We start from the raw sequence: 24366 nt of genomic DNA on the forward strand, positions 1-24366 counted from the left end.
CGGAGCCACACCGCTTCTCCTGCGAGGAGCGACGCAGCGCCTGATTCAGGCGTTATGGCTCCATCCTGCGGATTCGCCGGCACGCCCCACCGCCGCGGGCCACGCCCGGACGGGTGACGGCGCCCACGCGGCAGCGCGCAGGGCCCTCCGCAGATGCGGTAGCCCGGTACGGTGACGCTCATGGTCGGTGAACCGGAGAACCCCCAGCCCGACGCCGGTCTCCAGCCCACGGCAGGGTTCCGGGTCGTCCGCCGCGGTTACGACCAGGACCAGGTCAACGGGCATCTGCACCGGATCGACGCGGAGGTCCGGCTGCTCGCCGCGGACCGGGACGCCGCCGTCGCGCAGGTGACCCGGCTGAGCCGGGAGCTCGACGAGACCCGCAACCGGCTGGAGTCGATGCGCCAGCAGGTGCGCCGGCTCTCCGGGCCGCCGGACAGCGTCCAGGGCCTCAGCGAGCGGATGCGGTCGATGCTCCGGCTGGCCGAGGACGAGGTCGCCGAGACGCGCGCCCGCGCCGACGCCGAGGTGACCCGCCTGCGGGCGGAGTGCGACCAGGAGCTGGCCGAGCGCCGGGCGGAGGCCGAGCGCCGCCGCGAGGCGCTGCTCGCCGAGGCGCGGGAGGAGGCCGAGCGGGTCGTCGCCCGGGCGAAGGCCCTGCAGGCCCAGGCCGCCCAGGACAAGCTGGCGAACGACGAGGCCATCGCCCGGGTCCAGGCCGAGTCGGCCGCCGCGATCGCCGCCGCGAACTCCGCCGCGGCCGCCGAGCGCGAGCAGGTCGAGGAGGACTTCCGGATCGCGATGGACCAGCGGCGCACCGAGACCCTCGGGGCGCTGCAGGCCGAGCGCGCGGCGACCCAGCAGGAGATCGCGCGGCTTCGCGCCGAGGCGGACGAGTACTCCCGGACCACCCGCGCGGCGGCGGACGAGTACGCCCGGGCCACCCAGGCGGCGGCCGACCAGCAGGCCGCCGGAATCGTCGCCGACGCCCGCGGCGAGGGCGACCGGCTGGTCCGCGAGGCCGAGCGCCGCGTCGCACAGCTCACCGACCTGCGCACCCGGGTCGCCGAGCAGCTCGCGCACGCCCGCGCCGCGCTCGTCGCGGACCTCGCGGCGCTGGGTCCGCTCTCCGACGAGAGCGAGCGGACCGGCCGCGCCGACGGCACCCCCGCCGTCGACGGCACCGTTCCGGAGCAGGCCGGCGAGCAGTCCCGCCGCCGCCCGCGCCCTCATCCGGCCCCGGCCCGCGCCTGACCCGTCACCCCTCGGCCGGCCCGTCGAAGGTCACCCGGAGGACGGGCGGACCGCGGCTCAGCGGGGGCGGCGGATCCCCGGCCGTCGGCGGCCGCGCGCGTTCCAGCACGGCAGGTGCCAGTGCCGGCGGTCCTCGACGCCGCCCCACTCCCCCGTCGGCCACGTCACCACGTGCCCGACGCCCGCGGGGATGAGCTGGTCGCAGCCCGGGCAGCGGTAGTCCTTCACCGACGAGCCGCCGGGGACGTGCCGGACGGCCCACTCGCCGTCGGGCCCCGTCTCGGCCCGGGTCACGATGCCGGACGACAGGGGTGCGGGCACGGCGCGGCCCCGCCCCCGTTCCGAGGGGCGGGGCCGTCGACCGCGTGCCATGTGTCCGACGGTAACGGCCGCGGCACCGCGTCGCGGGCGGCGCCGCAGCGCGTCACAGTCCGGCCTCGGCGCGTCACGGATCAGCGCGGCACCGGGAAGCGCCTCACCGATCAGCGCCGCACAGCTCAGCGGGAGGTGTAGTCCCGGAAGCCCTGCCCGGTCTTGCGGCCGAGCCGGCCCGCGGTGACCAGGTGCTCCAGCAGCGGCGCCGGGGCGAAGCCGGACTGGCGGAACTCGGCGAACAGCGACCGCTCGATGGCGAGCGACACGTCCAGCCCCACCACGTCGAGCAGCTCGAACGGCCCCATCGGCAGGGCGCAGCCGGTCTTCATGGCGGCGTCGATGTCGTCGACCGTCGCGTAGTGCGCCTCGAGCATCTTCACCGCGTCGTTCAGGTACGGGAAGAGCAGCGCGTTGACGATGAAGCCGGCGCGGTCGCGGCAGGAGACCGGCACCTTCTTCAGCTTCTGGCACAGCGCCAGCGCGGTGGCCGCCACCTCCGGCGCGGTGTTGATCGTCGACACGACCTCGACGAGCTTCATCACCGGGGCCGGGTTGAAGAAGTGCAACCCGAGCACGTCGGCCGGCCGGTTGGTGGCCGCCGCGCACTCCACGACCGGCAGCGACGACGTCGTGGTCGCGAGGATCGCGCCCGGCTTGCAGATCTCGTCGAGCGCGCCGAACACCGCACGCTTGACCTCGAGCTCCTCGGCGATGGCCTCGACGACGAGGTCGACGTCCGCGAAGTCCTCCAGCGAGGTGGTGCCGGTGATCCGGCCGAGCGTGGCGTCCCGGTCCTCCTCGGTGAGCCTGCCCCGCACCACGGCCTTGTCCAGCGCCTTACGGATCCCGCCGATGGACGCCTCGACCTTGGACTCGCTGCGCCCGCGGACCACGACGTCGAACCCGGCCTGTGCGAACACCTGCACGATGCCGCTGGCCATGGTGCCGGTGCCCACCACACCGACCCGCTGGACCTCCCGCGTCGGCACGTCCTCGGGCACGACCGAGCCCGGGGTCAGGGCGTCGGGCACGACCTTGCTGCTGTGCGGCTTCTCGTAGGTGTAGAAGCCGCGCCCGCTCTTCCGGCCGAGCAGACCGGCGGTGATCATCTGCTTGAACACCGGCGCCGGGGCGTGCATGAGGTTGCGCGACTGCGCGTACATCGTCTCGAGGATCTCGTACGCGGTGTCGAGGCCGATCAGGTCGAGCAGGGCCAGCGGGCCCATCGGGTAGCCGCAGCCGTAGCGCATGGCGGCGTCGAGGTCCTCGCGGCTCGCGTAGCGCGACTCGTACATCCGCGCCGCGTGGTTGAGGTACCCGAAGAGCAGCGCGTTCGCGATGAACCCGGCCCGGTCGCCGATCACGACCGGCACCTTGTCCAGGGTGGCGGCGAAGGCCTTGAGGTCCTCCACCACGTCCGGCTCGGTGACGACCGTGCGCACCAGCTCGACCAGCTTCTGCACCGGCGCCGGGTTGAAGAAGTGCATCCCGACGACCTTGCCCGGGCGCGCGGTGCGCACGGACAGCTCGGTGACCGACAGCGACGACGTGTTCGACGCCAGGATCGTCTCCGGTCCGACGTGCTTGTCCACCTCGGCGAACACGGACGCCTTGAGCTGCAGCGACTCCGGCACCGCCTCGACGACGAGGTCGCACGGGGCCAGGTCGGCCAGCGACGTGGTCGTCGTGATGCGGCCGAGCAGCTCGGCGGCCTGCTCCTCGGTCAGCTTGCCGCGCTCGATCGCCCGCCTCGTCGAGGTCTCCAGGTGCGCCTTCCCGCGCTCGACGGCGGCCGCGTCCACCTCGGCGGCGATCACGTCCAGGCCGTTGCGGGCGAACACCTCCACGATGCCCGCACCCATGGTGCCCAGGCCGACCACGCCGACCGTCCGGAACTCGCGTGCCACGCCGTTACCTCCCGCTGCCTCGAGGGTGTGTACTCGGCGGTAATCCTCTCATCCCGCGCTGCGTGGTAACCCACGCATGAGGTCGGGAACACCCCCTCCGGATGGCGGGTCTACCGCCCGTGACGTGCCCGGACGAGGCCGAGGAGGGTGCTCATGTGCTTCGCGGTGCGGGTGAAGCTGGTGACCGGCACGGGCAGGGCGAACCGCTGGCGGGCGATCGCCTGGGGCCGGGTGAACTCGCGCAGGCCGTCCTCGCCGTGGATGCGGCCGAAGCCGGAGTCGCCGACCCCGCCGAACGGCAGCGACGGGATGCCCGCGAACGCGATCACGCCGTTGACGCTCACCATGCCGCAGCGCAGGCCCTCCGCGATCCGCTCGCCCTCCTTCGCCGAGCCGGTGAACACGCTGGCCCCGAGCCCGTAGCTGGTCCCGTTGGCACGGCGGACCGCCTCGGCGACGTCCGGGACCCGGTTGACGACGATCAGCGGTCCGAAGGTCTCCTCGGTGACGGCGGAGGAGTCCTCCGGCACGTCGACGATGACGACGGGCTCCACGAACGGAGGCTTCACCGAGTCCTCGCCGCCGACGACCGCGCGCCCGCCCTTCTCCAGCGCGTCCCGGACGTGCCGGCGGACGACCTCGGTCTGCGAGGTCATCGTCATCGGGCCGAACTGGGTGCCGGCGCGCAGCCCGCGCGTCTTCGCCACGAGCGCCGCGGTGAACTCCTCGGCGACGGACTCGACGACGTACACCCGCTCGACGCCGACGCAGGTCTGGCCGGCGTTGGACATCCCGCCCCACACGGCGGCATCGGCCGCGGCCTCGACGTCCGCGCCGGCGTCGACAATCAGGGCGTCCTTGCCGCCGCACTCGATGAGCACCGGCGTGAGCGTCTCGGCACAGGCGGCCATGACCCGCCTGCCGGTGGCCGTCGAGCCGGTGAACGCGATCTTGCCGACGCCCGGGGCGCGGCACAGCGCGGCACCGGTCTCGCCGAATCCGGTCACCACCTCGAGCAGCGTCTTCTCCGGCACCGCGTCGGCCAGCGTGCGGGCGAGGATCTCCCCGACGCCGGGGGTGAGCTCGCTGGGCTTGAACACGACGGCGTTGCCGGCGGCGAGGGCGTAGGCGATCGACCCCATCGGGGTGAAGACCGGGTAGTTCCACGGCCCGATGACGCCGACGACGCCGATCGGCGGGTAGCCCAGCGTCGCCGCCTGGTTGGCGCCGAGCAGGCCGGGCGACACCGTCCGCCGGCCGAGGGTCTTCTTCGCGTGCTTGGCCGCCCAGTCCACGTGGTCGATCGCGAGGACGAGCTCGAGCCGGGCGTCGTCGAGCGGCTTGCCGGTCTCCGCCGAGACGACGGCGGCGACCTCGTCCAGTCGCGCGACCAGCGTCTTCCGCCAGGCCAGCAGCCGCTCGCGCCGGCCGTCGAAGCCCAGGGCGCGCCACCACCGCGCGGCCTCCTCGGCCCGGGCGACCGCGGCGAGCACGTCCGCCTCGCCGTGGACCGGGTGGGTGCCGACGACCGCCCCGGTGCGCGGGTCGAGCGAGTCGAAGGTGTCGGTGCTGGTGCTGGCCGGAGCCTCGGTGCTGGCGGTCACGTCGGTCAGGGTAGGGCGGGCGCGAGGGGCCGCGTGTGCCTCCGGCGACCCGGGCGGACCACCCGCGACCGGTGGTCCGGCGGCAGGACGCGGCGCTGCGCGGACCCCTCCTCCGCACAGGGCCGCGCCCGGTGGATCCGCGCCCGGACACGACGCCGCCGTGCCCGCGCGGAGAAGGAACCTATAACGCGTTACAGGTACTCCACAACGCCGTTGCGCTGGGCTAACCTCCGCCGATGACCGAGCGGCGACCCGGGCGGCGCGAGGAGCGCACCGCCGAGACGCGGGCCGCGATCCTCCGCGTCGCCGAGGAGCTGTTCTCCGAGCAGGGCTGGCAGGGCACGAGGATGACGGAGGTCGCGGCCCGCTCGGGTGTCGCGATCGCGACCCTCTACAACCACTTCGGCAGCAAGCACGCGCTGATCGCGCACCTGTTCGTCCCACGGATCGCCGACGCCGTGGCCGCCGTCGAGGAGCGGATCGCCGCCGGCGCGACCCCGCACGAGGTGGTCCGGGTCGCCGTCGGGGAGATGGTGCTCATGCTCAGGGTCCGGCGCACCCTGACCTTCGCGCTGTTCGCGGCGCTGCAGGAGGACGCCATCCGCAACGACGGCCCGCCGCGCGGGCCCGACGACACCCGGGTGATCGCGCAGATCCCGCGGATCCTCGACACCGCCCTGCGGTACGCCGCGGACGTGCTCGGCCTCGACCTCGACGTCGACCGGACCGCCCGCTACCACACGAACGCGCTGCTCCTGCAGGTCCTGACCCGTCCGGACTCGACGGCCGGCGACGTGCGCGACTTCGTCCTGCGCCAGCTCGCCGGGGTGCTGCCGCCGGCTCCCCGGGGGCAGCTCAGAAGAGCCGCAGGTCCTTGGAGTCCAGGCCCCGTAGCGCGTCGTAGTCCACCGTGATGCAGCGGATCCCGCGGTCCTCGGCGAGCGTGCGCGCCTGCGGCTTGATCTGCTGGGCGGCGAACACCCCGGTCACCGGCCCGAGCAGCGGGTCGCGGTTCATCAGCTCGAGGTAGCGGGTCAGCTGCTCCACGCCGTCGATCTCGCCGCGGCGCTTGATCTCGACCGCCACGTGCCCGCCCCCGGTGTCCCGGCAGAGCAGGTCGACGGGGCCGATCGCCGTCATGTACTCGCGGCGGACCAGGGTCCAGCCCTCGCCGAAGGTCTCGGGGTGCGCGGCCAGCAGCTCCTGCAGGTGTGCCTCGACGCCGTCCTTGACCAGACCGGGGTCGACGCCCAGCTCGTGCGAGGAGTCGTGCAGCACCTCGTCGATGGTGATCACGAGCGACTCGTCGGCCTTGTTCCGGACCGTCCAGACGCCCGGCTCCTCGGTGAGCCAGCACGGCGGGCTCATCCAGTTGAGCGGCTTGTAGGCGCGGTCGTCGGCGTGCACGCTGACCGATCCGTCGGCCTTGACCAGCAGCAGCCGCGGGGCCATCGGCAGGTGTGCGGTGAGCCGGCCGACGTAGTCCACCTGGCAGCGGGCGATGACGAGGCGCACGGGCCGTCACCCTAGAGGGGCGTTGCGGTCCGCCAGCGCCCGGCCGTGCTCGGCGAGCATCGCGCGCAGCTCGGGCGGGTCCAGGCCCTCCACCTCGCCGCCCAGCGCGACCAGTTGGCTGGCGGCGACCCGCAACGACTCGACGTCGAGCAGCACCTCGCGCCAACCGTCGGCGTCCGGTTCCCCGGCCGCCGCGACGGCCGTGTGGGCCGCCTCCGGGTCCGTCACGTGCGGCAGGGCGCGCAGGCCGACGGGCGAGAGCCGGAGCCGCACCTTCTCCCGCAGCATCGACGCGGCGAACCGCCCCGCCGACTCCGCCCACCAGGTCGGCAGGTCGAAGTCCGTCGGCCGCTCGAACGTCACCTCCAGCGGCTCGGCCTCGGCGATCCGGGCCGCCCGGTAGGTCCGGACGTCCCCGTCCACCCCGGCGACCAGGTACCAGACCCCCGCCTTCAGCACGAGGCCGAGCGGCTCGACCTCGCGGTGCACGTTCCGTGGCCCGTAGACGATCCGCACCCGGCGCTGCTCCCACAACGCCTCGGCGAGCACGGCGAGGTGCGTGACCTCGGCGGGGTTCTGGAACCAGCCCGGTGCGTCCAGGTGCACCCGCTCGGCGACGACGCGGGCGTGCGCGCGCAGGCCCTCCGGCAGGGTCGCGAGGATCTTGGCCTGGGCCCCGGCCAGCGCCGCGCCCAGGCCCAGCTCGGCGAGCAGCTGCGGCGCGCCCATGGTGAGCATCGCCGCCGCCTCCTGCGCGGTCAGCCCGTCGAGCCGGGTGCGCCAGCCCTCGACGAGCCGGATCCCGCCACCGGGCCCGGGCTCGGTCCAGATCGGCACGCCCACCTCGGTCAACGACGCGACGTCCCGGTAGATCGTCCGCTCGGAGACCTCCAGCTCGGCGGCCAGCTCGGCCGCGGTGGCCGAGCGGCGCCGCTGCAGCACGAAGAGCAGGGCCATCAGCCGGGACGCGCGCACGGGGTCGATCGTCGCAGGTGGGAGGCTGGCCGTGTGGAGACCCTCTCGACCCGGCAGGTCTACGCGAACGACTGGATGACCGTCCGCGAGGACGCCGTGCGCCGCCCCGACGGCACGGACGGCGTCTACGGCGTGATCGACAAGCCGACGTACGCCCTGGTGATCCCCCGCGACGGCGACCGGCTGCACCTCGTGGAGCAGTTCCGCTACCCGATCGGCCTGCGGCGCTGGGAGTTCCCCGCCGGCACCGCGCCGGACCGCGCCGCCCAGGACCCCGCCGAGCTGGCCGTCCGCGAGCTGGTCGAGGAGACCGGGCTGCGGGCGGGGCGGATGGAGAAGATCGGCACGCTCGACGTCGCTCCCGGCATGTCCAGCCAGCGCGGGCACGTCTACCTCGCCACGGAGCTCACCGAGGGCGAGGCGCAGCGCGAGCACACCGAGCAGGACATGCGGCAGGCCTGGTTCGGCATCACCGAGTTCGAGGCGATGATCGCCGACGGCGCGATCACGGACGCCCAGTCCGTTGCCGCCTACATGCTCCTGGTCCTGCACGACCGCCGCACCCGGTGAACCGCGCCCCGTGACCCGGGCGAACGGCACTCTCGCTCACACCTACTGAGCGAGAGCGCCGTTCGCTCACCCCTCGAGAGCTACAGGCGGACGGGGAGGGCGGCGAGGCGGCGCGAGCCCGGGACGGGCTGCCACACCAGTTCCTCGGGCGGGACGGCGAGCTCCAGGGACGGGAAGCGGGTGAACAGCGCCCGCAGCGCCACCTCCCCCTCCTGCCGGGCCAGCGCGGCGCCGAGGCAGTAGTGCGCGCCGTGGCCGAACCCGAGGTGCCCCTCCCCGCGCTCGGTCCGCCGTGCGACGTCGAACGCCTCGGCGTCGTCGAACTCGCGGGGGTCGCCGTTGGCGGACAGCAGGATCGGCTGCACGGCCGCACCGGCCGGGATCTCCACCCCGCCGATCTCCACCGGCTCGGTCGCGTACCGCACGCGCACCATGCTGACGGGTCCCCAGAGCCGCATCAGCTCGTTCACCGCCGTCGGCCACAGGGCGGGGTCGGCCTGCAGCCTGGCGAGCTGGTCGGGGCGGCTGAGCAGCGCGGCGACCGAGTTCGCGATCAGGTGCGCGGTCGTCTCGTGCCCGGCGAAGACCAGGGCGAGCACCATCGTGACCAGCTCGAAGTCCGAGAGCCGGTCGCCGTCCTCCTGCGCGCGGATCATCGCACCGAGCAGGTCGTCCGTCGGCTGGGCGCGGCGGCGCGCGACCAGGTCCCGGATGTGGTCGACGGTGGCCCGCATCGCGCCGGGCACCCGGGCCGGGTCGGTCGACACGAGCTCGCGCCCCCAGACGTGCCAGTTCGCACGGTCCTCCTCCGGGATCCCGACGAGCTCGCAGATCACCGTGATCGGCAGGGGGTAGGCGTAGGCCTCGACCAGGTCGACCGGTTGCTCCGCGGTCGCGAGGCCCGCGAGCAGCTCCGCGGTGATCTCCTCGACGCGCGGCCGCAGGTCGCCGACGCGGCGGACGGTGAACGCCCGGGAGACGAGCTTGCGCAGCCGGGTGTGGTCGGCGCCGTCCGCGTCGAGCACGCTGCGGGTCATGTAGTCCGTGAGGTCCGGCGTCAGGCCGATCGCGGCCATCAGCTCCTTGCGGGTGTCCCGGCCGCCGGGGGCGTTCGCCGGGTCGTTGACGAACCGCGGGTCGCTCAGCACCGCGCGGACGTCGGCGTAGCGGGTCACGAGCCACAGCGGGGCCTCGTCGGCGCCGTAGCCGAACCGGCTGCGCAGCACGGGCGCCTGCTCGCGGAGGCGGCCGAACGCGTGCCAGGGGTCGGCGAGGAGTTCCGGGTCGGTGAGGGCGGGCGCGTCGAGCACGGCCATGGTGGTCACCTGGTTTCGCTCAGGGTGGGTAGAACGTCGAGCAGCGAGCGGAAGAGCGCCGCGCACTCCGCCGCGCACTCGTGCGTGAGCGGTGCGCCCGGGATCTCCAGGGCGCTCCGCAGGGCGTGTTCGAGCAGGTCGGCACGGGCGTCCGGGTCCGCCGGCCCGGGCGCGGTCGGCATGCCGTCGAGGAAGAAGAAGCCGGTGGTGACAGCCGTGAAGAGGTGCATCTGCGCGTCGATCGGCAGGTCGGTGGGCATCCGGCCCGCCTCGCGCAGCAGCCCGAACCAGCGCCGGCCGACCTCGGTGCGCTTCGCCGTGAGGTCGCCGAGGGCGTCGGCGGCCTCGTGGGCGAGCCGGCCGAGCACCTCGGGGTCGCCGAGGTAGAGCGGCCGGGTCACCGGGTCGTCGAGCAGCTCGCGGTAGATCGACCGGACGGCGCGGGCGGGCAGCGCCTCCGCGGGATCGGCCTCCATCCGGTCGGCCATCCGCGCGGTCACCGTGCGGTGGCTGCGCAGCAGGACGGCGAGGAAGAGCGCCTCCTTGGTGCGGAAGTGCAGGTAGACCGTGCCCTTCCCGACCCCGGCGCGGCGCGCGACCTCGTCGATCGTCACCCGCTGGTAGCCCCACCGGACCAGCAGGTCGGCGGCCGCGTCGAGGAGCCGGTCCTCCCGTGACCGCGTGACTGAAACTGCCGATCCGGTCATGCGGTCACGGTAGACCCGTTCCGCCCGCCCGTCCAGCTACCGTTGGACCCATGGGTTACGAGCACCTCCTGGTCAAGCAGGACGGGGAGACCGTCCGCATCACGATGAACCGCCCGGAGCGCCGCAACGCCCTCTCCGAGGACCACCTCCGCGAGCTGCTCGACGCGTTCGAGACCGCCGGCAGCAGCGACGCGACCGGGATCGTGCTCGGCGCCGAGGGCAAGGCCTTCTCGGCCGGGCACGACTTCGCCGACGTCGCCGCGCGGGATCTCAAGGGCGTCCGCGAGCTGCTCACCCTGTGCACCGAGGTCATGCAGACGATCCAGGCCGTGCCGCAGGTGGTGGTCGCGAAGGTCCACGCCATCGCGACGGCGGCCGGCTGCCAGCTCGTCGCGACCTGCGACCTCGCCGTCGCGGCCGAGTCCGCGGCCTTCGCGCTGCCCGGCGGCAAGGGCGGCTGGTTCTGCCACACCCCGGCGGTCCCGGTGGCGCGCAACGTCGGCCGCAAGCGGCTGATGGAGCTCGCCCTGACCGGCGACCCGATCGACGCCCGCACCGCCGCGGACTGGGGCCTGGTCAACTACGTCGTGCCGGACGCCGAGCTCGACGCGAGGACGGACGAGCTGCTCGCCCGCGCCACCCGCGGCAGCCGGTTCGGCAAGGAGGTCGGCAAGCAGACGCTCTACGCGCAGCTCGACCGCCCGGAGGCGGACGCCTACGCGATCGCCGTCGAGGTCATGGCGGCGATGTCGCACTCCGCGGGCGCGAAGGAGGGCATGGCCTCGTTCCTGGAGAAGCGCAAGCCCGTCTGGCCGGACTAGGGGCAGCCGTTACCCTTCGGCGCGATGCACCTGGTCTCCCGACGATCGCTCCTGGCCGGGGCGGCCGCGCTCGGAGGCGCCGCCGCGCTGGGTGCGTGCGGGTCACGCGCGGGCTCGGCGCTGGAGCGCATGCGGGCGGACGGCGTGGCGCGCATCGGTATCGCGGGCGAGCGGCCCTACGGCTACTCGGCCACGGACGGCACGGTCACCGGGGAGGCGCCCGAGGTCGCCCGGGCCGTCCTCGCCGGGCTCGGGGTCGGCGGGATCGAGGCGATCCAGGTCCCGTTCCGCGACCTGCTCGACGGGCTGGTGGCCGAGCAGTTCGACATCGTCGCCGCCGGCACCACGATCACCCCGACCCGGTGCGCGCGCGTCGCCTTCTCCCGGCCGGACTTCCTGGCGCCGCTGGCCTTCCTCGTCCCCGCGGGCAACCCCCACGGCATCCGGACGTTCGACGGCGTGCGGCGCGCGGGGATCACCCTCGGGGTGCTGACCGGGTCGGCGGAGGAGGAGTTCGCGCGCGCGGCCGGCGTCCCGCCCGAGGCGATCCGCACCTACGACGGGCAGAGCACGCTGTTCCGTGCGGTCGCCGGCAACGAGGTCCCGGCCGCCGCGCTGACCCGCATCTCCCTGCTCGACGAGCTGGCCCGCAACCCGGGCACGCCGGTGCAGGTGACCCCCGGCGTCGCCGCCCGGGTCGACGCGGACGGGCGGCGGGTCTACCCGGTGGGTGCCTTCGCCTTCCGCCCCGCCGACGCCGACCTGCGCAGCGCCTTCGACGCCGGCCTCACCGAGCTGCAGACCTCGGGTCGCTGGCTCGAGATCGTGCGGCCCTTCGGGTTCGACGCCGAGAACCTCCCGCCCGCCGGCCTCACCGCCGAGGCGATCTGCGCAGGTCAGCCCGGGTCGTGAGGGGCGACTGCCCCTCCAGACGGCAGTTGCCGCGCACGGGTCAGTGGGCGAGCACGGCCTGCAGGAAGTCCTTGGTGCGCTGGTGGTCCGGCTCGGTGAAGAGCTTCTCCGGGGGCGCGTCCTCGAGCACGCGGCCGCCGTCGAACATCATCACCCGGTGCGAGAAGTCCCGCGCGAACCCCATCTCGTGGGTCACGCAGAGGATCGTGATGTCGGTGGTGTCGCCGATGTCCCGCAACAGCTTCAGCACGCCGGCGACGAGCTCGGGGTCCAGCGCCGAGGTCACCTCGTCGAGCAGCAGCACGTCCGGGCGCATCGCGAGCGCGCGGGCGATCGCCACGCGCTGCTGCTGACCGCCGGAGAGCTGGGTGGGGTGGGCGTCGATCTTCTCCTTGAGCCCCACGAGGTCGAGCAACTCCTCGGCGCGGGCGTTCGCCTCGTCCTTCGACAGCCCGAGCACCCGCGTCGGGCCCTCGCAGAGGTTGCCGCGCACGGTCATGTTCGGGAACAGGTTGAACTGCTGGAAGACCATCCCGATGTGCTTGCGGACGTCGCGCAGGTACTTCTCGCGCGGCGGGCCGAGCTTCCCGCCGCGCTCCTCGTGGGACAGGTAGCGACCGCCGACGGAGATGGTGCCCTCGTTGCACTGCTCCAAGGTCATGAGCAGGCGCAGGATCGTCGTCTTGCCCGAACCCGAGGGGCCGATCAGGGTGACGTGCTCCCCCGGCGCCACGGTGAAGCTCAGGTCCTTCAGCACGACGTTCGACCCGAAGCGCTTCTCCACGCCGTCGAACACGATCATGGGTTCGGAGGTGTCAGGCGGTGACACGGCGGCGCTCCAGTCGTCGGACCAACATGGACGCCGGGTAGCTCAGCAGCAGGAAGAGCAGGCCGGCGATGGTGTAGGGCTCGGTGTAGCGGAAGGTCAGCGAGCCGAGCTCGCGCGCCTCGTTGACGACCTCGACCACGCCGATCGCGAGCAGCAGCGGGACCTCCTTGAACATCGAGATCACGTAGTTGCCCAGCGCCGGCAGGACGCGCGGGACCGCCTGGGGCAGGATCACGCCGGTCCACACCCGCAGGCGTGGCAGGGAGAGCGCGGTGCACGCCTCCCACTGCCCCTTCGGGATCGCGTCGATCCCCGCGCGGTAGACCTCGGAGGTGTAGGTCGCGTAGTGGACGCCGAGCCCGACGACGCCGACCACGAACGCGCTCAGCGTGACCCCGAACTGGGGCAGCACGAAGAACAGGAAGAAGACCTGGACCAGCAGCGGGGTCGAGCGCACCACCTCGACGAAGGCCCACAGCACCTGGTCCAGCACCGGGATGCGCAGGCGCCGCAGCACCGCGAACACCAGCCCGAGCAGGAGCGCCACCACCGAGCCGAGCAGCGTGATCTCGATCGTCGTGACCAGCGCCAGGAGCAGGTCCGGCAGGATGTCGAACGCGTAGTTCCAGTCCCAGACGGGCATCAGGCCGCGACCCCCTCGGTCCCCGTCGGTCCGGCAGCCCGCGCCGCCGCCCGCGCCGCGCGGGAGGGCCGGCGGCCGAGCCGTGCCGAGGCCACCCGCTCCAGCAGCCGCATCACCAACGTGATCAGCGCGGCGAGCACCAGGTAGATCACGAAGGTCACGCCGAAGATCAGCAGCGTGTCGGCGCCGAAGTTCGGGATCAGCACCTCACGCGCCTGCCGGGTCACCTCCGGCACGGTGATCAGGGCGAGGATCGCCGACGACTTCAGCAGCTGGATGAACAGGTTGTTGAAGGGCGGCAGCATCTCCACGAAGGCCTGCGGCAGGATCACGCGGCGCATCCGCTGCGCCGGCGAGAGGCTCAACGCGATCGCGCCCTCGTACTGGGCGCGGGGCACCGAGCGGACCGCGCCGCGCACGATCTCGGCGCCGTACGCGCCGTGGTTGAGCCCCAGCACCACGATGCCGGCGAACAGCGGCAGCAGCTGGAACCCCACCAGGACCGGCAGGACGAAGTAGATCCAGAACAGCTGGACGACCTCGGAGGTGCCGCGGAAACCCTCCACGTACACCCGCGTCACGCCCCGCACCGTGCGCGACGGCGAGAGCAGCAGCAGGCCCGCGGCGACCGACAGGACGATCGTCAGGAGCACGCCCCCGAGCGTCGCGATGACGGTCTCGGGAATGCCGTCGGACAGGACGCCGACGATCTGCGGGAGGTTCTCCACCGTGGACCCGTGCCGTGCTCAGGCGGCCGCGCAGAGCTTCTCGGTCGTGACGTCCGCGCCCGGCAGGTTGTCCTGGGTGAACCCGAAGGGCGTGACGATCTGCAACCACTGTCCGCTCTGGTGCAGCTTCGTCAGCTCGCCGTTGAAGGCGTTGACGAGGTCGGTGTCGGCCTTGCGGAACACGAAGGCGCCCGCGGAGACCGTCTGCTTCCCGTCGATCGTGGGGAAGAACCCCTTGGTGACCTCGACGTTCGAGCCGGGGTTCTTGGCGACGACGTCGTTGAGCGAGATGTTCGTGAGCGCCGCGGCGTCGACCCGGTCCGCGGTGACCGCCTGCAGCAGCGTGTTCTGCGAGTCGAAGACCTGGATCTGGCTGTCCGGCACGCCGCTCTTCTGCGCGTACCCCTGCTCGACGGCGCCGGAGAGGACCGCGAGCCGGAGGTTCTTGTTCTTGATGTCCTCGAAGGTGGACACCCCGTCCGGGTTGCCCGTCGGCACGAGGAACGCCGTGGGCGCGGTGTAGTCCGGGGTGGAGAAGGCCGCGTTCTGGCAGCGCTGCGCGTTGATGAACATGCCCGCGGTGACCATGTCGAACTGGTTGGCGTTGAGCGCCGGGATGAGCGACCCGAAGTCCACGGTGGTCGCCTGGATGTCGTTGATCCCCAGGTTCTTCAGCACCGCGCGGCCGACCTCCACCGACTCGCCGGTGACCTTGCCGGTACTGTCCGTGAACCCGTAGGGCGCCTCGTTGGCGATGCCCACCTTCATCGTGCCGGCGGACCTCGCGCGCTCGAGCGTGCCGCCCGCGCCGGCGCCCCCCGTGCTGGTCTGCGTGCAGGCCGACAACAGGGCCGGGCCGCCGAGGGCCACGGCCCCGGCGATCGCGCTGCGGCGGAAGAACTCTCGGCGGGTCCACGAATTTCCGGACATGGCAGGCACCCCTTCGGCTGTCGACGGCGTCGTCTCGAGCAGGCCGGACCGGGCACACCCCCTGCGCCGGTGACCGGCAACGGAGATCGAACGTAGGTGGTCGATCATGACTGGTCAAAGGCTGGCGGCGACTACGCACGGTCGTTACGCGACTGTGACGAACGGCGACGTACCGCACTGACCGGGAGCGGCGGCGGTTCCGGAGAGTGATCGGTGCGCGTCGCGGCGCGGTGACCCGGCCGTGATCGCCGGGATACGGGAGGATCACGCCATGGCACTTCGCATCGCGGGCCTGCCCCTCCCGGGCCCCTCGGACCTGGTCGACGGGGCGCGGGCGGTCGCCGGGTGGACGGGCGAGGCCGTCGGCGTCGCGGCCGGGCTGCCGGAGCGCACCGCGGGGCTGCTCGACGAGGTCGCCACCCTGCTCGCCCGGGTCAACGGGATCGCGGGCCGGGTCGAGGGCCTGCTCGACCGCGTCGACGGCGTCGCGGACCGGGCCGACGGGCTGATCGGCCGGGTCGAGCGGGTCGCGGGGACCGCGGAGGACCTCGTCGCGCGGGTCGACCGGACCGCCACGGACGCCACGGCGCTGATCACGCGGGTCACCAGGACCGCGTCGGACGCGGAGGCGCTGGTCGCCCGGGTCGGCGCGGTCGCCGAGGAGGCCGAGGGGCTCGTGGCGGGGGTCCGCGGCACCGCGGGAACGGCCGACGAGCTCATCACGCGGGTCGCCGCGACCGCCGGCTCCGCGGACGAGCTCATCACCCGGGTCACCGCGACCGCCGGGTCGGCCGACGAGCTGATCACGCGGGTCGGCGGGACGGCCGAGTCGGCCGAGGAGCTCATCACGCGGGTGGGCGGCACCGCCGAGTCGGCCGAGGAGCTGATCACGCGCGTCGGCGGCACCGCCGAGTCGGCCGAGGAGCTCATCACGCGGGTGGGCGGCACCGCCGGCTCGGCGGACGAACTCATCACCCGGGTCACCGCGACCGCCGGGTCGGCCGACGAGCTCATCACGCGGGTCGCCGCGACCGCCGGGTCGGCGGACGAGCTCATCACCCGGGTCACCGCGACCGCCGGGTCGGCCGACGAGCTGATCACGCGGGTCTCCGGGACCGCGGGCTCGGCGGACGAGCTGATCACGCGGGTCAGTGGCACGGCCGGCTCGGCCGAGGAGCTCATCACCCGGGTCGGCGGGACCGCCGGGTCGGCCTCGGAGCTGATCGAGCGGGTCCAGGGCACCGCCGCGTCCGCGGAGGAACTCGTCGCCCGGGTCGGGACCGTCGCGGGAGACGCCGAGCGGATCGTCCGATCGGCCGGTTCCGTCGCCGACGACGCCCGCACGATCGTCGCGGGCGCGGGCTCGGTCGCCGACGACGCCTCCGAGCTGGTGCAGCGGGCCGCCGCCGTCGCCGACCGCGCGGACCACCTCGTCGGCGACGCCTCCGGGCTCAGCGAGCAGGCCGGCGCGCTCCTCGCGACCTACCGCCCCATCGCGGAGCGCGCCGCCCCGCTGGCCACGCGGTTCGTCGACGAGTTCTCCGAGGAGGAGCTGCACGCGGCGATCCGCATGGTCGACCAGCTCCCCGCGCTCACCGAGCACCTGGAGAGCGACATCATGCCGATCCTCGCGACGCTCGACCGGGTCGGCCCGGACGTCCACGAGCTGCTCGAGGAGCTCAAGGGCGTGCGGCAGGCCATCAACGGCATCCCCGGCTTCGGCTTCTTCCGCCGCCGCGGCGAAGACCGCGAGGAGGCCTGACCCGCTCGCCCTCCGGCGACCAGCGCCCGTCCTCGGCACACCGACAGACCGGCACACCCGACGGACCGGCACACCCCGGCGGTGCCGGCACACCCCGGCGGTGCCGGCACACCCCGGCGGTGCCGGCACACCCCGGCGGTGCCGGCATACCCCGATGGCGCGCGACCTCCGGCGTCGCCGACGCACCCGACGGGGTGCGACCTCAGACGCCGCCAGCACACCCAGCGGTACCGGCACGCGCAATGGCGCGACCGCCGGCATCGCCGCACAACCCGACGCGCCGCGCCACACCCCGGCGGCGCCGATACGCCCGACGGCGCGCGACCTCCGACGTCGCCGGCATAGTCCGGCGGTGCCGGCAGGCCCGACGGAGCGCGACCTCCGACGTCGCCGGCACACCCCGACCTGCCGCGGCACATCGCGACGGCGGCGGCACACCCTTCGTGACGTGACCTCACACCCGCCGGGTTCGTCGCACACGCCGTCGACCGGGTGTGTCACGGCCGACGTGGTGTGCGAGGTGTCCGGGTCAGCAGCAGGCGGCGTCGGGCAGCCGCACCGGCACGGAGCAGCGGGCAGCCGGCGATCTCGCGCCACTCGAACCAGGCCGGCTCGCACACCCGCTTCGGCGTCCCACAACCCGTCGACGGGTTGTGCCGCGTCTACTTCAGGTGTGCCGCGCCGCCACGGCCGGTGTGCCATACCCCGGCGGGTGCGTGACGCCCTGCCGGGTGTACGAGGCCTTGCCGCGTGCGCGAGGCCCTGCCGCGGGCACGACGCCCTGCCAGGTGCGCGACGCCCTGTCGGGTGCACGAAACCCTGCCCGGTGCGGGCCGGCCCGATGCGTGGCCCTGCCAGGTGCGGGAGCCCCTGCTCGCTGTATGTAGCCCTGCCGGGTGCACGAAGCCTCGCCGGAAGTGCGACGCCCTCACCGTTGTGGCGCACTCGGGCGGATGTGCGACGTCTCCATCGGCGTGCCGGGCGGGGCCGCTGCGCCCGGTGGATGTGGAACGCGGCAGGACGCCCCAGGCAATCCGCAGCACCGCGACGGTCGGAGCACCCCATGATCCACGCCCGAGCAGGAGAACAGTCGGATTCCGGACGTCCCGTTGCCCCATCGTGGATCACTCGACCACGAGTGAGGAGGCCCGAGCCTCTCGCACACCCCGGCACGACATGCGCGAACGGCACTCTCGCTCATACCTACTGAACGAGAGTGCCGCTCGCTCCCCTGCCTCGGGGTTCAGTCCAGCCCGTGCTCCCGGCGGACCAGGGTGACGATCTCGTCCATCATGTCGGTGAGCTGGTAGTCCTTCGGCGTGAAGACGGCGGCGACGCCCTTCTCCTTCAGCGCCTTCGCGTCCTCGGCCGGGATGATGCCGCCGACGATGACCGGGACGTCGTCCGCGCCCTGGGCCCGCAGGCCCTCGACGACCGCCGGCACGACCTCGAGGTGCGAGCCGGACAGCACCGACAGGCCGACGACGTGCACGCCCTCCTGCACCGCCGCCGCCACGATCTGCGCCGGGGTGAGGCGAATGCCCTGGTAGACGACCTCGAAGCCGACGTCGCGGGCGCGCACGGCGACCTGCTCGGCGCCGTTGGAGTGCCCGTCGAGGCCCGGCTTGCCCACGAGCATGCGCAGCCGCGAGCCCAGCTCCTCGCCGGTCGCCCGGACCCGCTCGCGCACCTCCGCGATCTCCACCGCGGCCTCCCCGCCTGCGACGGCAGCCGACACCCCGGTCGGCGCCCGGAACTCCCCGAACACCTCGCGCAGCGCCCCGGCCCACTCGCCGGTGGTGACGCCCGCCTTGGCGCAGTCGATCGAGACCTGCATGAGGTTCTCGTCGGTCTTGGCCGCGTCCTGCAGCCTCGTCAGCACCTCGGACACCGCGGCCTGGTCCCGCGACGCCCGCCACTGCTGGATCGCGGCGACGGCGGCGGCCTCGGTCGCCGGGTCGACGGTCTCGATCGCGGCGGCGTCGCCCTGCAGCGGGCTGGGCTCGGTCGTCTCGAACTTGTTCACGCCGACCACGACGTCCTCGCCGGACTCGATCCGACGGCGTCGTTCGGCCAGGGCCGTGACCAGCTCGCCCTTCATGTAGCCGTTCTCGACGGCCGCGACCGCCCCGCCCATCTCCTGGACCCGGTCGATCTCCGCCTGCGCGGCCTCGACGAGCTCGGACACCTTGGCCTCGATGACCCTCGAGCCCTCGAAGATGTCCTCGTACTCGAGCAGGTCGGTCTCGTAGGCGAGCACCTGCTGCATCCGCAGCGCCCACTGCTGGTCCCACGGCCGCGGCAGGCCGAGCGCCTCGTTCCAGGCCGGCAGCTGGATCGCGCGGGCGCGGGCGTCCCGGGACAGGGTCACCGCGAGCATCTCCAGCACGATCCGCTGGACGTTGTTCTCCGGCTGGGCCTCGGTGAGCCCCAGCGAGTTGACCTGCACGCCGTAGCGCAGCCGCCGCTGCTTCGGGTTCTCCACGCCGTAGCGCTCGCGGGTGATCGTGTCCCACAGCCGGCCGAGGGCGCGCAGCTTGCACATCTCCTCGACGAACCGCAGCCCGGCGTTGACGAAGAACGAGATCCGCCCGACGACGTCCCCGAACCGTTCCTGCGGCACCTGACCCGAGTCGCGCACCGAGTCCAGCACCGCGATCGCGGTGGACAGCGAGTAGGCCAGCTCCTGCGCCGGCGTCGCGCCCGCCTCCTGCAGGTGGTAGCTGCAGATGTTGATCGGGTTCCACTTCGGGATCTCGGTGACCGACCACGCCACCATGTCCGTGATCAGCCGCAGGCTCGGGGCCGGCGGGAACACGTAGGTCCCGCGGGACAGGTACTCCTTGACGATGTCGTTCTGCGTGGTGCCGGCGAGCTTCGCGCGCACCTCGGCGTGGTCCAGCCCCGAGGCCTCGGCCTGCTCCTCGGCGACGGCGACGTACAGCGCGAGCAGCCACATCGCCGGTGCGTTGATCGTCATCGAGGTGTTGGCCTCGGCGACCGGGATGCCGTCGAAGAGCGTCCGCATGTCGCCGATGTGGCTGACCGGCACCCCGACCTTGCCCACCTCACCCTTGGCGAGCTCGTCGTCGGGGTCGTAGCCGGTCTGCGTCGGCAGGTCGAACGCGACGGACAGGCCGGTCTGGCCCTTGGCGAGATTGCGCCGGTAGAGCGCGTTGGACTTCTCCGCCGAGGAGTGACCGGCGTAGGTCCGGATCACCCAGGGGCGGTCGCGCTCTCGGTCGGTCGGGTACGGCACCGGACACCTCCACGTCGAAGACCCCCGGATCGTACTGGCCGGTAGCCTCCGCCACCCCCGACGAACGGACGTCGTCACACCTGTCTGGGTGGAAAAGTACGCGATCTGCGCGGCAAAGTACGCACTCGACCGATCAAGCCGTCGCAGGCCCCTCCGGTCGGAGGGGCTCGAGGCTCGGGTCCGATGCAGCGTGGGAGATCAGGAGGTCGGCGTAGACCCCGGGATGGGTCAGGTGCGGGAGGTGGCCCGCACCCGATACCTCCGCCACGCGGGCGCCGGGAAGCCCTTCGGCGAGTGCGCTCATGATCGCGCGCATGTACGGCACGGCGTGTTCGCCGCGTGTGAGCAGGCGCTGTCAGACCCGGTGGTACTTCGCGTCGAAGAAGCAGAAGATGCCGTAGGCCGCGATGCCCAGCGCGACCAGACCCAGCAGCACGACGCCGAAGGGCTGGCCGGCGAGGGTCTTGAGCGCGCTGTCGAGGCCGTTGGCCTTGGCCGGGTCGAAGGTGAGGGCCGCGGACACGATCAGGCCGCCGAGCACACCGATCGCGATCCCCTTGGCAATGTAGCCGACCTGCCCGGTCCGCTCGTCGACCTTGCGGGCGTGCGGGTGAACACCGGCGAGGTCCTGGTCCTCGGTGAACTTCTTCTTCGCGCCGTGCCAGATCATCACGCCGCCGCCGATGACCACGCCGATGCCGACGAGCGCGACGATGACCTGTCCGCCCGGCAGGCCGAGCACGCCGGCGGTCGCCTGGCTGCCGCCGCCGCCCTGCGCGCTCCCCTGCACCGCGGCCCGGACCGTCAGGACCGCCAGCGCGGCGTACACCACGGCCTGTCCGGCGCTGACCAGGCGCTTGACCAACTTCTTCTTGCCGTCCTCGACGTAGCCGAAGCCGAACAGCGCGGTGGACAGCCGCCACAGCACCACGGCCACGAACCCGACGAACAGCACCCAGAGCAGCACCCGACCGAAGGGCTGCTGCGCGAGCGTGGTCACCGCGCCGCGCTGGTCGGCCTCGCCCCCGCCCCCGCCCAGGGCGATCTGCAGCGCGAGCCACCCTATGAGGAGGTGCAGCACACCATTGGCGGCGATCCCCAGGCGGGCGCCCTTGCGGACGGGTTCGCTGCGGGCGGCCCGAGCGGCGTGCCGGTGGGCGTCGCGGGCCGCCGTGCCGACGGACCCGGCGACCTCGCCCACGGCCCCGCCGACGCCGGAGCCCGCCGTCCGGTCCGACGTCTCCGACGGCTCCTGCCTGCGCCGCGGCGTCTGCCCGGGGTCACGCTGCCCCGAGGTGCGGGACGATCCGGCCGGGCTGACGTCGGTCATGGGAACCTCCGCGATCACGCGTCCGGGCGAGGGGCCACCCGGGGGTGACGCGGACTGTGGCACGCCGGGACGCTCCCGGCATCCCGGACTGCTCCGGAAGGAGGAACGGGCCGCGCTATCGGTCGGGGTCGACCGACACCCGCCGGATGTCCGCACCCAGCGACGCCAGGTTCTCGACGAACCGGGGGTAGCCGCGGTCGATGTGGTCGACGTCCCAGACCTCGGTGACGCCGTCGGCGCACAGCCCGGCGAGCACGAGGCCCGCGCCGGCCCGGATGTCGCTCGCCCACACCGGGGCGCTGGAAAGCCGCTCCACCCCGCGCACGACGGCGTGGTGCCCGTCCGTGCGGGCGTCGGCGCCCAGCCGGATCATCTCGTCGACGAACCGGAACCGCGCCTCGAACACGTTCTCGGTGATCATCGAGGTGCCGTCCGCCACCGCGGACAGGGCGATCGCCATCGGCTGCAGGTCGGTGGCGAAGCCCGGGTACGGCAGCGTCACGAAGTCGACGGCCCGGGGCCGGCCGGACATGGACACCGAGAACCCGTCCGTGCCGGTGCGGGTCTCGGCGCCCGCGCTGCGCAGCTTGTCCAGGACAAGGTCCAGGTGGTGCGGGTCGACCCCGCGGACCGTGACCTCGCCGCGGGTCATCACCGCGGCGAAGGCCCACGTCGCGCCGACGATCCGGTCGCCGATCACGCGGTGGGTGGTCGGCCGCAGCTCCGGGACGCCGTGCACGGTGAGCGTCGACGAGCCGACGCCCTCGAGCTCGGCGCCCATCTGCTGCAGCATCACGCACAGGTCCACGATCTCGGGCTCGCGCGCCGCGTTGTCGATGACCGTGGTCCCCTGGGCCAGCACGGCCGCCATCAGGATGTTCTCGGTGGCCCCGACGCTCGGGAAGTCCAGCCAGATCTGCGCGCCGTGCAGGTCGTCCGCCTGGGCGACGACGCGGCCGTGCTCGATCTCGGTGGTCGCGCCCAACTTGCGCAGGCCGTTGGCGTGCATGTCCAGCGGGCGCGAGCCGATCGCGTCGCCGCCGGGCAGCGGGACGACGGCCTTGCGGCAGCGGGCGACCAGCGGGCCCAGCACGCACACGGACGCCCGCAGCCGCGACACCGAGCGGTAGTCCGCCTGGGCCCCCGGCTCGGCCGGCACGTCGATGGTGACCCGGTCCCCCGCGACCTCGACCGTGCAGCCGAGGCTGCGCAGCACGTCCGCCATCAGCGGGACGTCGAGGATCTCGGGACAGTTCGTGATGGTCGTCGTGCCCTCGGCCAGCAGCGCCGCCGCCATGAGCTTCAGCACGCTGTTCTTGGCCCCGACGACGTCGACCGTCCCGGACAGCCGGGCCCCGCCGCGGACCGCGAAATGCTCCGTCACGACGCCCGACGGTATCGGCTCCCGGCTCAGCCGCCCGCCTCGGGCCCACCCGGCCGCCACAGCACGTCACCGTTCGGGTTCGCGGCGCGACAGAGGATGAAGAGCAGGTCGGAGAGCCGGTTGAGGTACTTGGCGGTCAGCGGGTTGGTCCGCTCGGCGTCCGTCTCCAGGAGCGCCCAGACGCTCCGCTCCGCCCTCCGCGCGACCGTCCGGGCCACGTGCAGGTAGGCGGCGCCGGGCGTGCCGCCGGGCAGGATGAACGACGCCAGCTTGGGCAGGTCGGCGTTGAACTCGTCGCACCAGCCCTCGAGCCGGGTGACGTACTTCTCGTCGATCCGCAGCGGCGGGTACTCCGGATCGGAGACGATCGGCGCGCACAGGTCCGCGCCGACGTCGAACAGGTCGTTCTGCACCTGCCGCAGCGGCACGAGGAGGCGTTCCTCCAGCTGTCCGACCGTCACGGCGACGCCGACGGCCGCGTTGCACTCGTCCGTGTCGGCGTAGGCCGCGAGCCGGCGGTCCGTCTTCGGGACGCGGCTGAAGTCGCCGAGCGCGGTGGTCCCGTCGTCGCCGGTCTTGGTGTAGATCCTGGTCAGGTGCACGGCCATGCGTCGAGCCTAACCCCGCGCCCCGACCGGGAGGTCCGCCCCAGCGGCACACCCTGGCCCGACGGCGAGGGCGGTCAGCTGGCCTGCCGGTAGCCGGTGCGGCCCGGCGGGGTGGCCTCGAGCCAGGCCAGGAAGCCGGTGAGGACGTCCCGGTCCATGGCCAGCTCGACGTCCTCACCGTGGTCACGGCAGCGCAGCACCGCGGTGGCGTACGGGATGGCGAAGGACTCCTCGGGCAGCGGCTCCCGCCGGTCCACAATCTCGACCTCGGTGCGGTCGATCGCGACGGTCGGCCCGAGCCGGAAGCTCGTGAGCCGGTACCAGGCGAACTCGTCCCCGCGGTAGCGCCCCACGCCGAAGTGCCAGTCCGTGACGGCGAAGCGGCGGCGCAGACACAGGTCCACGCCGCCGCCCCGCATGAGTCTCACCCGCCGCACGGCGAGCCAGCCCAGCAGCAGGCACGCGAGCAGCAGCACGGCCCCGACCACGATCGCCACGGTCCCGGCCACTGCTGCCCGACGCTCCCGCCTGTTGTCCGGACTTACTGCCCGGCCGTGGCGGCCTCGGCCGCCCGGAGCCGTACCTCGGCCCGCTTGCGCGCGGCCGCGCCCTCCTCGTCCGAGCCGTCCGCGCGGTCGAGCGCGGCGCGGGCCCGGCTCACGTCGATCTCGTCCGCCAGCTCGGCGAACTCGGCCAGGATCGACACGCGCTCCGGCGAGATCGACAGGAAGCCGCCGTGCACGGCCACGGTGAGCGGCGAGCCGTCCACCGGGTCGATCCGGACGACGCCGGCCTCCTCGAGCTGCGCGAGCGTGGGCTCGTGGCCGGGCATGATGCCCAGCTCGCCCTCGGTCGTGCGGGCGAGCACGAAGCTCGCCTCGCCCGACCAGATCCGCCGCTCGACCGCGACCAGCTCCACGGTCATCTCAGCCAATTG

At 73.4% G+C, this 24366-nt stretch carries 23 protein-coding genes; 6 read left to right on the forward strand and 17 right to left on the reverse strand.

Annotated features, from left to right (window positions below; all coding sequences use genetic code 11):
* The first annotated feature begins 180 nt into the window (after positions 1-180).
* Complete coding sequence (locus ABD990_RS01415) at positions 181-1254, forward strand: coiled-coil domain-containing protein (RefSeq protein WP_345377772.1); 1074 nt, start codon at positions 181-183, stop codon at positions 1252-1254.
* A 57-nt stretch (positions 1255-1311) separates the two neighbouring features.
* Here ABD990_RS01415 and ABD990_RS01420 read toward each other — a convergent pair whose 3' ends face one another.
* The 3 genes from ABD990_RS01420 to ABD990_RS01430 form a co-directional block, all read right to left on the reverse strand.
* Positions 1312-1626 carry a hypothetical protein gene (locus ABD990_RS01420; RefSeq protein WP_345377773.1) on the reverse strand — a complete coding sequence of 105 codons (315 nt, stop codon included), beginning with the start codon at positions 1624-1626 and terminating at the stop codon, positions 1312-1314.
* A gap of 125 nt (positions 1627-1751) precedes the next feature.
* On the reverse strand, positions 1752-3536 hold the full coding sequence (locus ABD990_RS01425) for a 3-hydroxyacyl-CoA dehydrogenase family protein (RefSeq protein ID WP_345377774.1): 1785 nt from the start codon (positions 3534-3536) through the stop codon (positions 1752-1754).
* Positions 3537-3646: 110 nt separating this feature from the next.
* Entirely contained in the window at positions 3647-5140 is a 1494-nt protein-coding gene (locus ABD990_RS01430) for an aldehyde dehydrogenase family protein (protein WP_345377775.1), read from the reverse strand.
* 236 nt (positions 5141-5376) lie between these two features.
* Here ABD990_RS01430 and ABD990_RS01435 point away from each other — a divergent pair, with 236 nt between their 5' ends.
* Positions 5377-6054, forward strand: a complete 678-nt coding sequence (locus ABD990_RS01435) for a TetR/AcrR family transcriptional regulator (RefSeq protein WP_345377776.1) — start codon at positions 5377-5379, stop codon at positions 6052-6054.
* On the opposite strand, the gene nucS is transcribed toward ABD990_RS01435, so the two are convergent.
* Positions 5996-6655: an endonuclease NucS gene (nucS, locus tag ABD990_RS01440; protein WP_345377777.1), complete on the reverse strand. Its 660-nt coding sequence runs from the start codon at positions 6653-6655 to the stop codon at positions 5996-5998. The two genes, ABD990_RS01435 and nucS, sit on opposite strands and share 59 nt — an antisense overlap.
* Positions 6656-6661: 6 nt before the next feature.
* A complete protein-coding gene (locus ABD990_RS01445; RefSeq protein ID WP_345377778.1) occupies positions 6662-7630 on the reverse strand; it encodes a helix-turn-helix transcriptional regulator in 969 nt (322 codons plus the stop codon).
* 33 nt (positions 7631-7663) lie between these two features.
* On the opposite strand from ABD990_RS01445, the gene ABD990_RS01450 reads away from it, so the two are divergent.
* On the forward strand, positions 7664-8200 hold the full coding sequence (locus ABD990_RS01450) for an NUDIX domain-containing protein (protein ID WP_345377779.1): 537 nt from the start codon (positions 7664-7666) through the stop codon (positions 8198-8200).
* Positions 8201-8280: 80 nt separating this feature from the next.
* Here ABD990_RS01450 and ABD990_RS01455 read toward each other — a convergent pair whose 3' ends face one another.
* Complete coding sequence (locus tag ABD990_RS01455; protein WP_345377780.1) at positions 8281-9516, reverse strand: cytochrome P450 family protein; 1236 nt, start codon at positions 9514-9516, stop codon at positions 8281-8283.
* Between the two features lie 5 nt (positions 9517-9521).
* The gene (locus ABD990_RS01460; protein WP_345377781.1) at positions 9522-10223 is read right to left on the reverse strand and encodes a TetR/AcrR family transcriptional regulator; all 702 of its coding nucleotides are present in this window, start codon (positions 10221-10223) and stop codon (positions 9522-9524) included.
* 50 nt (positions 10224-10273) lie between these two features.
* Between ABD990_RS01460 and ABD990_RS01465 the strand changes: the two genes are divergently transcribed.
* Together ABD990_RS01465 and ABD990_RS01470 are read left to right on the forward strand one after the other, a co-directional pair.
* Positions 10274-11044, forward strand: a complete 771-nt coding sequence (locus tag ABD990_RS01465) for an enoyl-CoA hydratase-related protein (protein WP_345377782.1) — start codon at positions 10274-10276, stop codon at positions 11042-11044.
* A 24-nt stretch (positions 11045-11068) separates the two neighbouring features.
* Positions 11069-11956: a transporter substrate-binding domain-containing protein gene (locus ABD990_RS01470; protein WP_345377783.1), complete on the forward strand. Its 888-nt coding sequence runs from the start codon at positions 11069-11071 to the stop codon at positions 11954-11956.
* A 40-nt stretch (positions 11957-11996) separates the two neighbouring features.
* On the opposite strand, the gene ABD990_RS01475 is transcribed toward ABD990_RS01470, so the two are convergent.
* The 4 genes from ABD990_RS01475 to ehuB are packed head-to-tail and all read right to left on the reverse strand — an operon-like array spanning position 11997 to position 15086.
* The gene (locus ABD990_RS01475; RefSeq protein WP_345377784.1) at positions 11997-12758 is read right to left on the reverse strand and encodes an amino acid ABC transporter ATP-binding protein; all 762 of its coding nucleotides are present in this window, start codon (positions 12756-12758) and stop codon (positions 11997-11999) included.
* A 13-nt stretch (positions 12759-12771) separates the two neighbouring features.
* A complete protein-coding gene (ehuD, locus tag ABD990_RS01480; RefSeq protein ID WP_345377785.1) occupies positions 12772-13428 on the reverse strand; it encodes an ectoine/hydroxyectoine ABC transporter permease subunit EhuD in 657 nt (218 codons plus the stop codon).
* Entirely contained in the window at positions 13428-14156 is a 729-nt protein-coding gene (gene ehuC / locus ABD990_RS01485; protein WP_345377786.1) for an ectoine/hydroxyectoine ABC transporter permease subunit EhuC, read from the reverse strand. Before ehuC ends, ehuD begins: the two co-directional genes overlap by 1 nt.
* Positions 14157-14174: 18 nt before the next feature.
* The gene (ehuB, locus tag ABD990_RS01490; protein ID WP_345377787.1) at positions 14175-15086 is read right to left on the reverse strand and encodes an ectoine/hydroxyectoine ABC transporter substrate-binding protein EhuB; all 912 of its coding nucleotides are present in this window, start codon (positions 15084-15086) and stop codon (positions 14175-14177) included.
* Between the two features lie 271 nt (positions 15087-15357).
* On the opposite strand from ehuB, the gene ABD990_RS01495 reads away from it, so the two are divergent.
* Complete coding sequence (locus ABD990_RS01495; protein WP_345377788.1) at positions 15358-16848, forward strand: methyl-accepting chemotaxis protein; 1491 nt, start codon at positions 15358-15360, stop codon at positions 16846-16848.
* 1243 nt (positions 16849-18091) lie between these two features.
* Here ABD990_RS01495 and ABD990_RS01500 read toward each other — a convergent pair.
* The 6 genes from ABD990_RS01500 to ABD990_RS01525 all read right to left on the reverse strand — a co-directional run bounded on the left by ABD990_RS01500 (position 18092) and on the right by ABD990_RS01525 (position 24354).
* Positions 18092-20107: a protein meaA gene (locus ABD990_RS01500; protein WP_345377789.1), complete on the reverse strand. Its 2016-nt coding sequence runs from the start codon at positions 20105-20107 to the stop codon at positions 18092-18094.
* Positions 20108-20462: 355 nt separating this feature from the next.
* Positions 20463-21437 (reverse strand): DUF1206 domain-containing protein, encoded by a 975-nt coding sequence (locus ABD990_RS01505; RefSeq protein ID WP_345377790.1) that lies wholly within the window; start codon positions 21435-21437, stop codon positions 20463-20465.
* Between the two features lie 115 nt (positions 21438-21552).
* The gene (gene murA, locus ABD990_RS01510) at positions 21553-22821 is read right to left on the reverse strand and encodes a UDP-N-acetylglucosamine 1-carboxyvinyltransferase (RefSeq protein ID WP_345377791.1); all 1269 of its coding nucleotides are present in this window, start codon (positions 22819-22821) and stop codon (positions 21553-21555) included.
* Positions 22822-22847: 26 nt separating this feature from the next.
* Complete coding sequence (locus ABD990_RS01515) at positions 22848-23429, reverse strand: cob(I)yrinic acid a,c-diamide adenosyltransferase (protein ID WP_345377792.1); 582 nt, start codon at positions 23427-23429, stop codon at positions 22848-22850.
* Positions 23430-23503: 74 nt separating this feature from the next.
* Positions 23504-23938, reverse strand: a complete 435-nt coding sequence (locus ABD990_RS01520; protein WP_345377793.1) for a DUF2550 domain-containing protein — start codon at positions 23936-23938, stop codon at positions 23504-23506.
* A 32-nt stretch (positions 23939-23970) separates the two neighbouring features.
* Entirely contained in the window at positions 23971-24354 is a 384-nt protein-coding gene (locus ABD990_RS01525) for a F0F1 ATP synthase subunit epsilon (protein WP_345378008.1), read from the reverse strand.
* Positions 24355-24366: the final 12 nt, after the last annotated feature.

This window comes from Pseudonocardia yuanmonensis, assembly GCF_039542425.1.
Lineage (GTDB): Bacteria > Actinomycetota > Actinomycetes > Mycobacteriales > Pseudonocardiaceae > Pseudonocardia > Pseudonocardia yuanmonensis.

Excerpts from the sequence above, each read along its gene's own strand:
- ABD990_RS01415 (WP_345377772.1), top strand. The coding sequence starts at position 181 with ATGGTCGGTGAACCGGAGAACCCCCAGCCCGACGCCGGTCTCCAGCCC.
- ABD990_RS01420 (WP_345377773.1), bottom strand. The coding sequence starts at position 1,626 with ATGGCACGCGGTCGACGGCCCCGCCCCTCGGAACGGGGGCGGGGCCGC.
- ABD990_RS01435 (WP_345377776.1), top strand. The coding sequence starts at position 5,377 with ATGACCGAGCGGCGACCCGGGCGGCGCGAGGAGCGCACCGCCGAGACG.
- ABD990_RS01455 (WP_345377780.1), bottom strand. The coding sequence starts at position 9,516 with ATGGCCGTGCTCGACGCGCCCGCCCTCACCGACCCGGAACTCCTCGCC.
- ABD990_RS01460 (WP_345377781.1), bottom strand. The coding sequence starts at position 10,223 with ATGACCGGATCGGCAGTTTCAGTCACGCGGTCACGGGAGGACCGGCTC.
- ABD990_RS01465 (WP_345377782.1), top strand. The coding sequence starts at position 10,274 with ATGGGTTACGAGCACCTCCTGGTCAAGCAGGACGGGGAGACCGTCCGC.
- ABD990_RS01470 (WP_345377783.1), top strand. The coding sequence starts at position 11,069 with ATGCACCTGGTCTCCCGACGATCGCTCCTGGCCGGGGCGGCCGCGCTC.
- ABD990_RS01475 (WP_345377784.1), bottom strand. The coding sequence starts at position 12,758 with ATGATCGTGTTCGACGGCGTGGAGAAGCGCTTCGGGTCGAACGTCGTG.
- ehuD (WP_345377785.1), bottom strand. The coding sequence starts at position 13,428 with ATGCCCGTCTGGGACTGGAACTACGCGTTCGACATCCTGCCGGACCTG.
- ehuB (WP_345377787.1), bottom strand. The coding sequence starts at position 15,086 with ATGTCCGGAAATTCGTGGACCCGCCGAGAGTTCTTCCGCCGCAGCGCG.
- ABD990_RS01495 (WP_345377788.1), top strand. The coding sequence starts at position 15,358 with ATGGCACTTCGCATCGCGGGCCTGCCCCTCCCGGGCCCCTCGGACCTG.
- ABD990_RS01505 (WP_345377790.1), bottom strand. The coding sequence starts at position 21,437 with ATGACCGACGTCAGCCCGGCCGGATCGTCCCGCACCTCGGGGCAGCGT.
- ABD990_RS01515 (WP_345377792.1), bottom strand. The coding sequence starts at position 23,429 with ATGGCCGTGCACCTGACCAGGATCTACACCAAGACCGGCGACGACGGG.
- ABD990_RS01525 (WP_345378008.1), bottom strand. The coding sequence starts at position 24,354 with ATGACCGTGGAGCTGGTCGCGGTCGAGCGGCGGATCTGGTCGGGCGAG.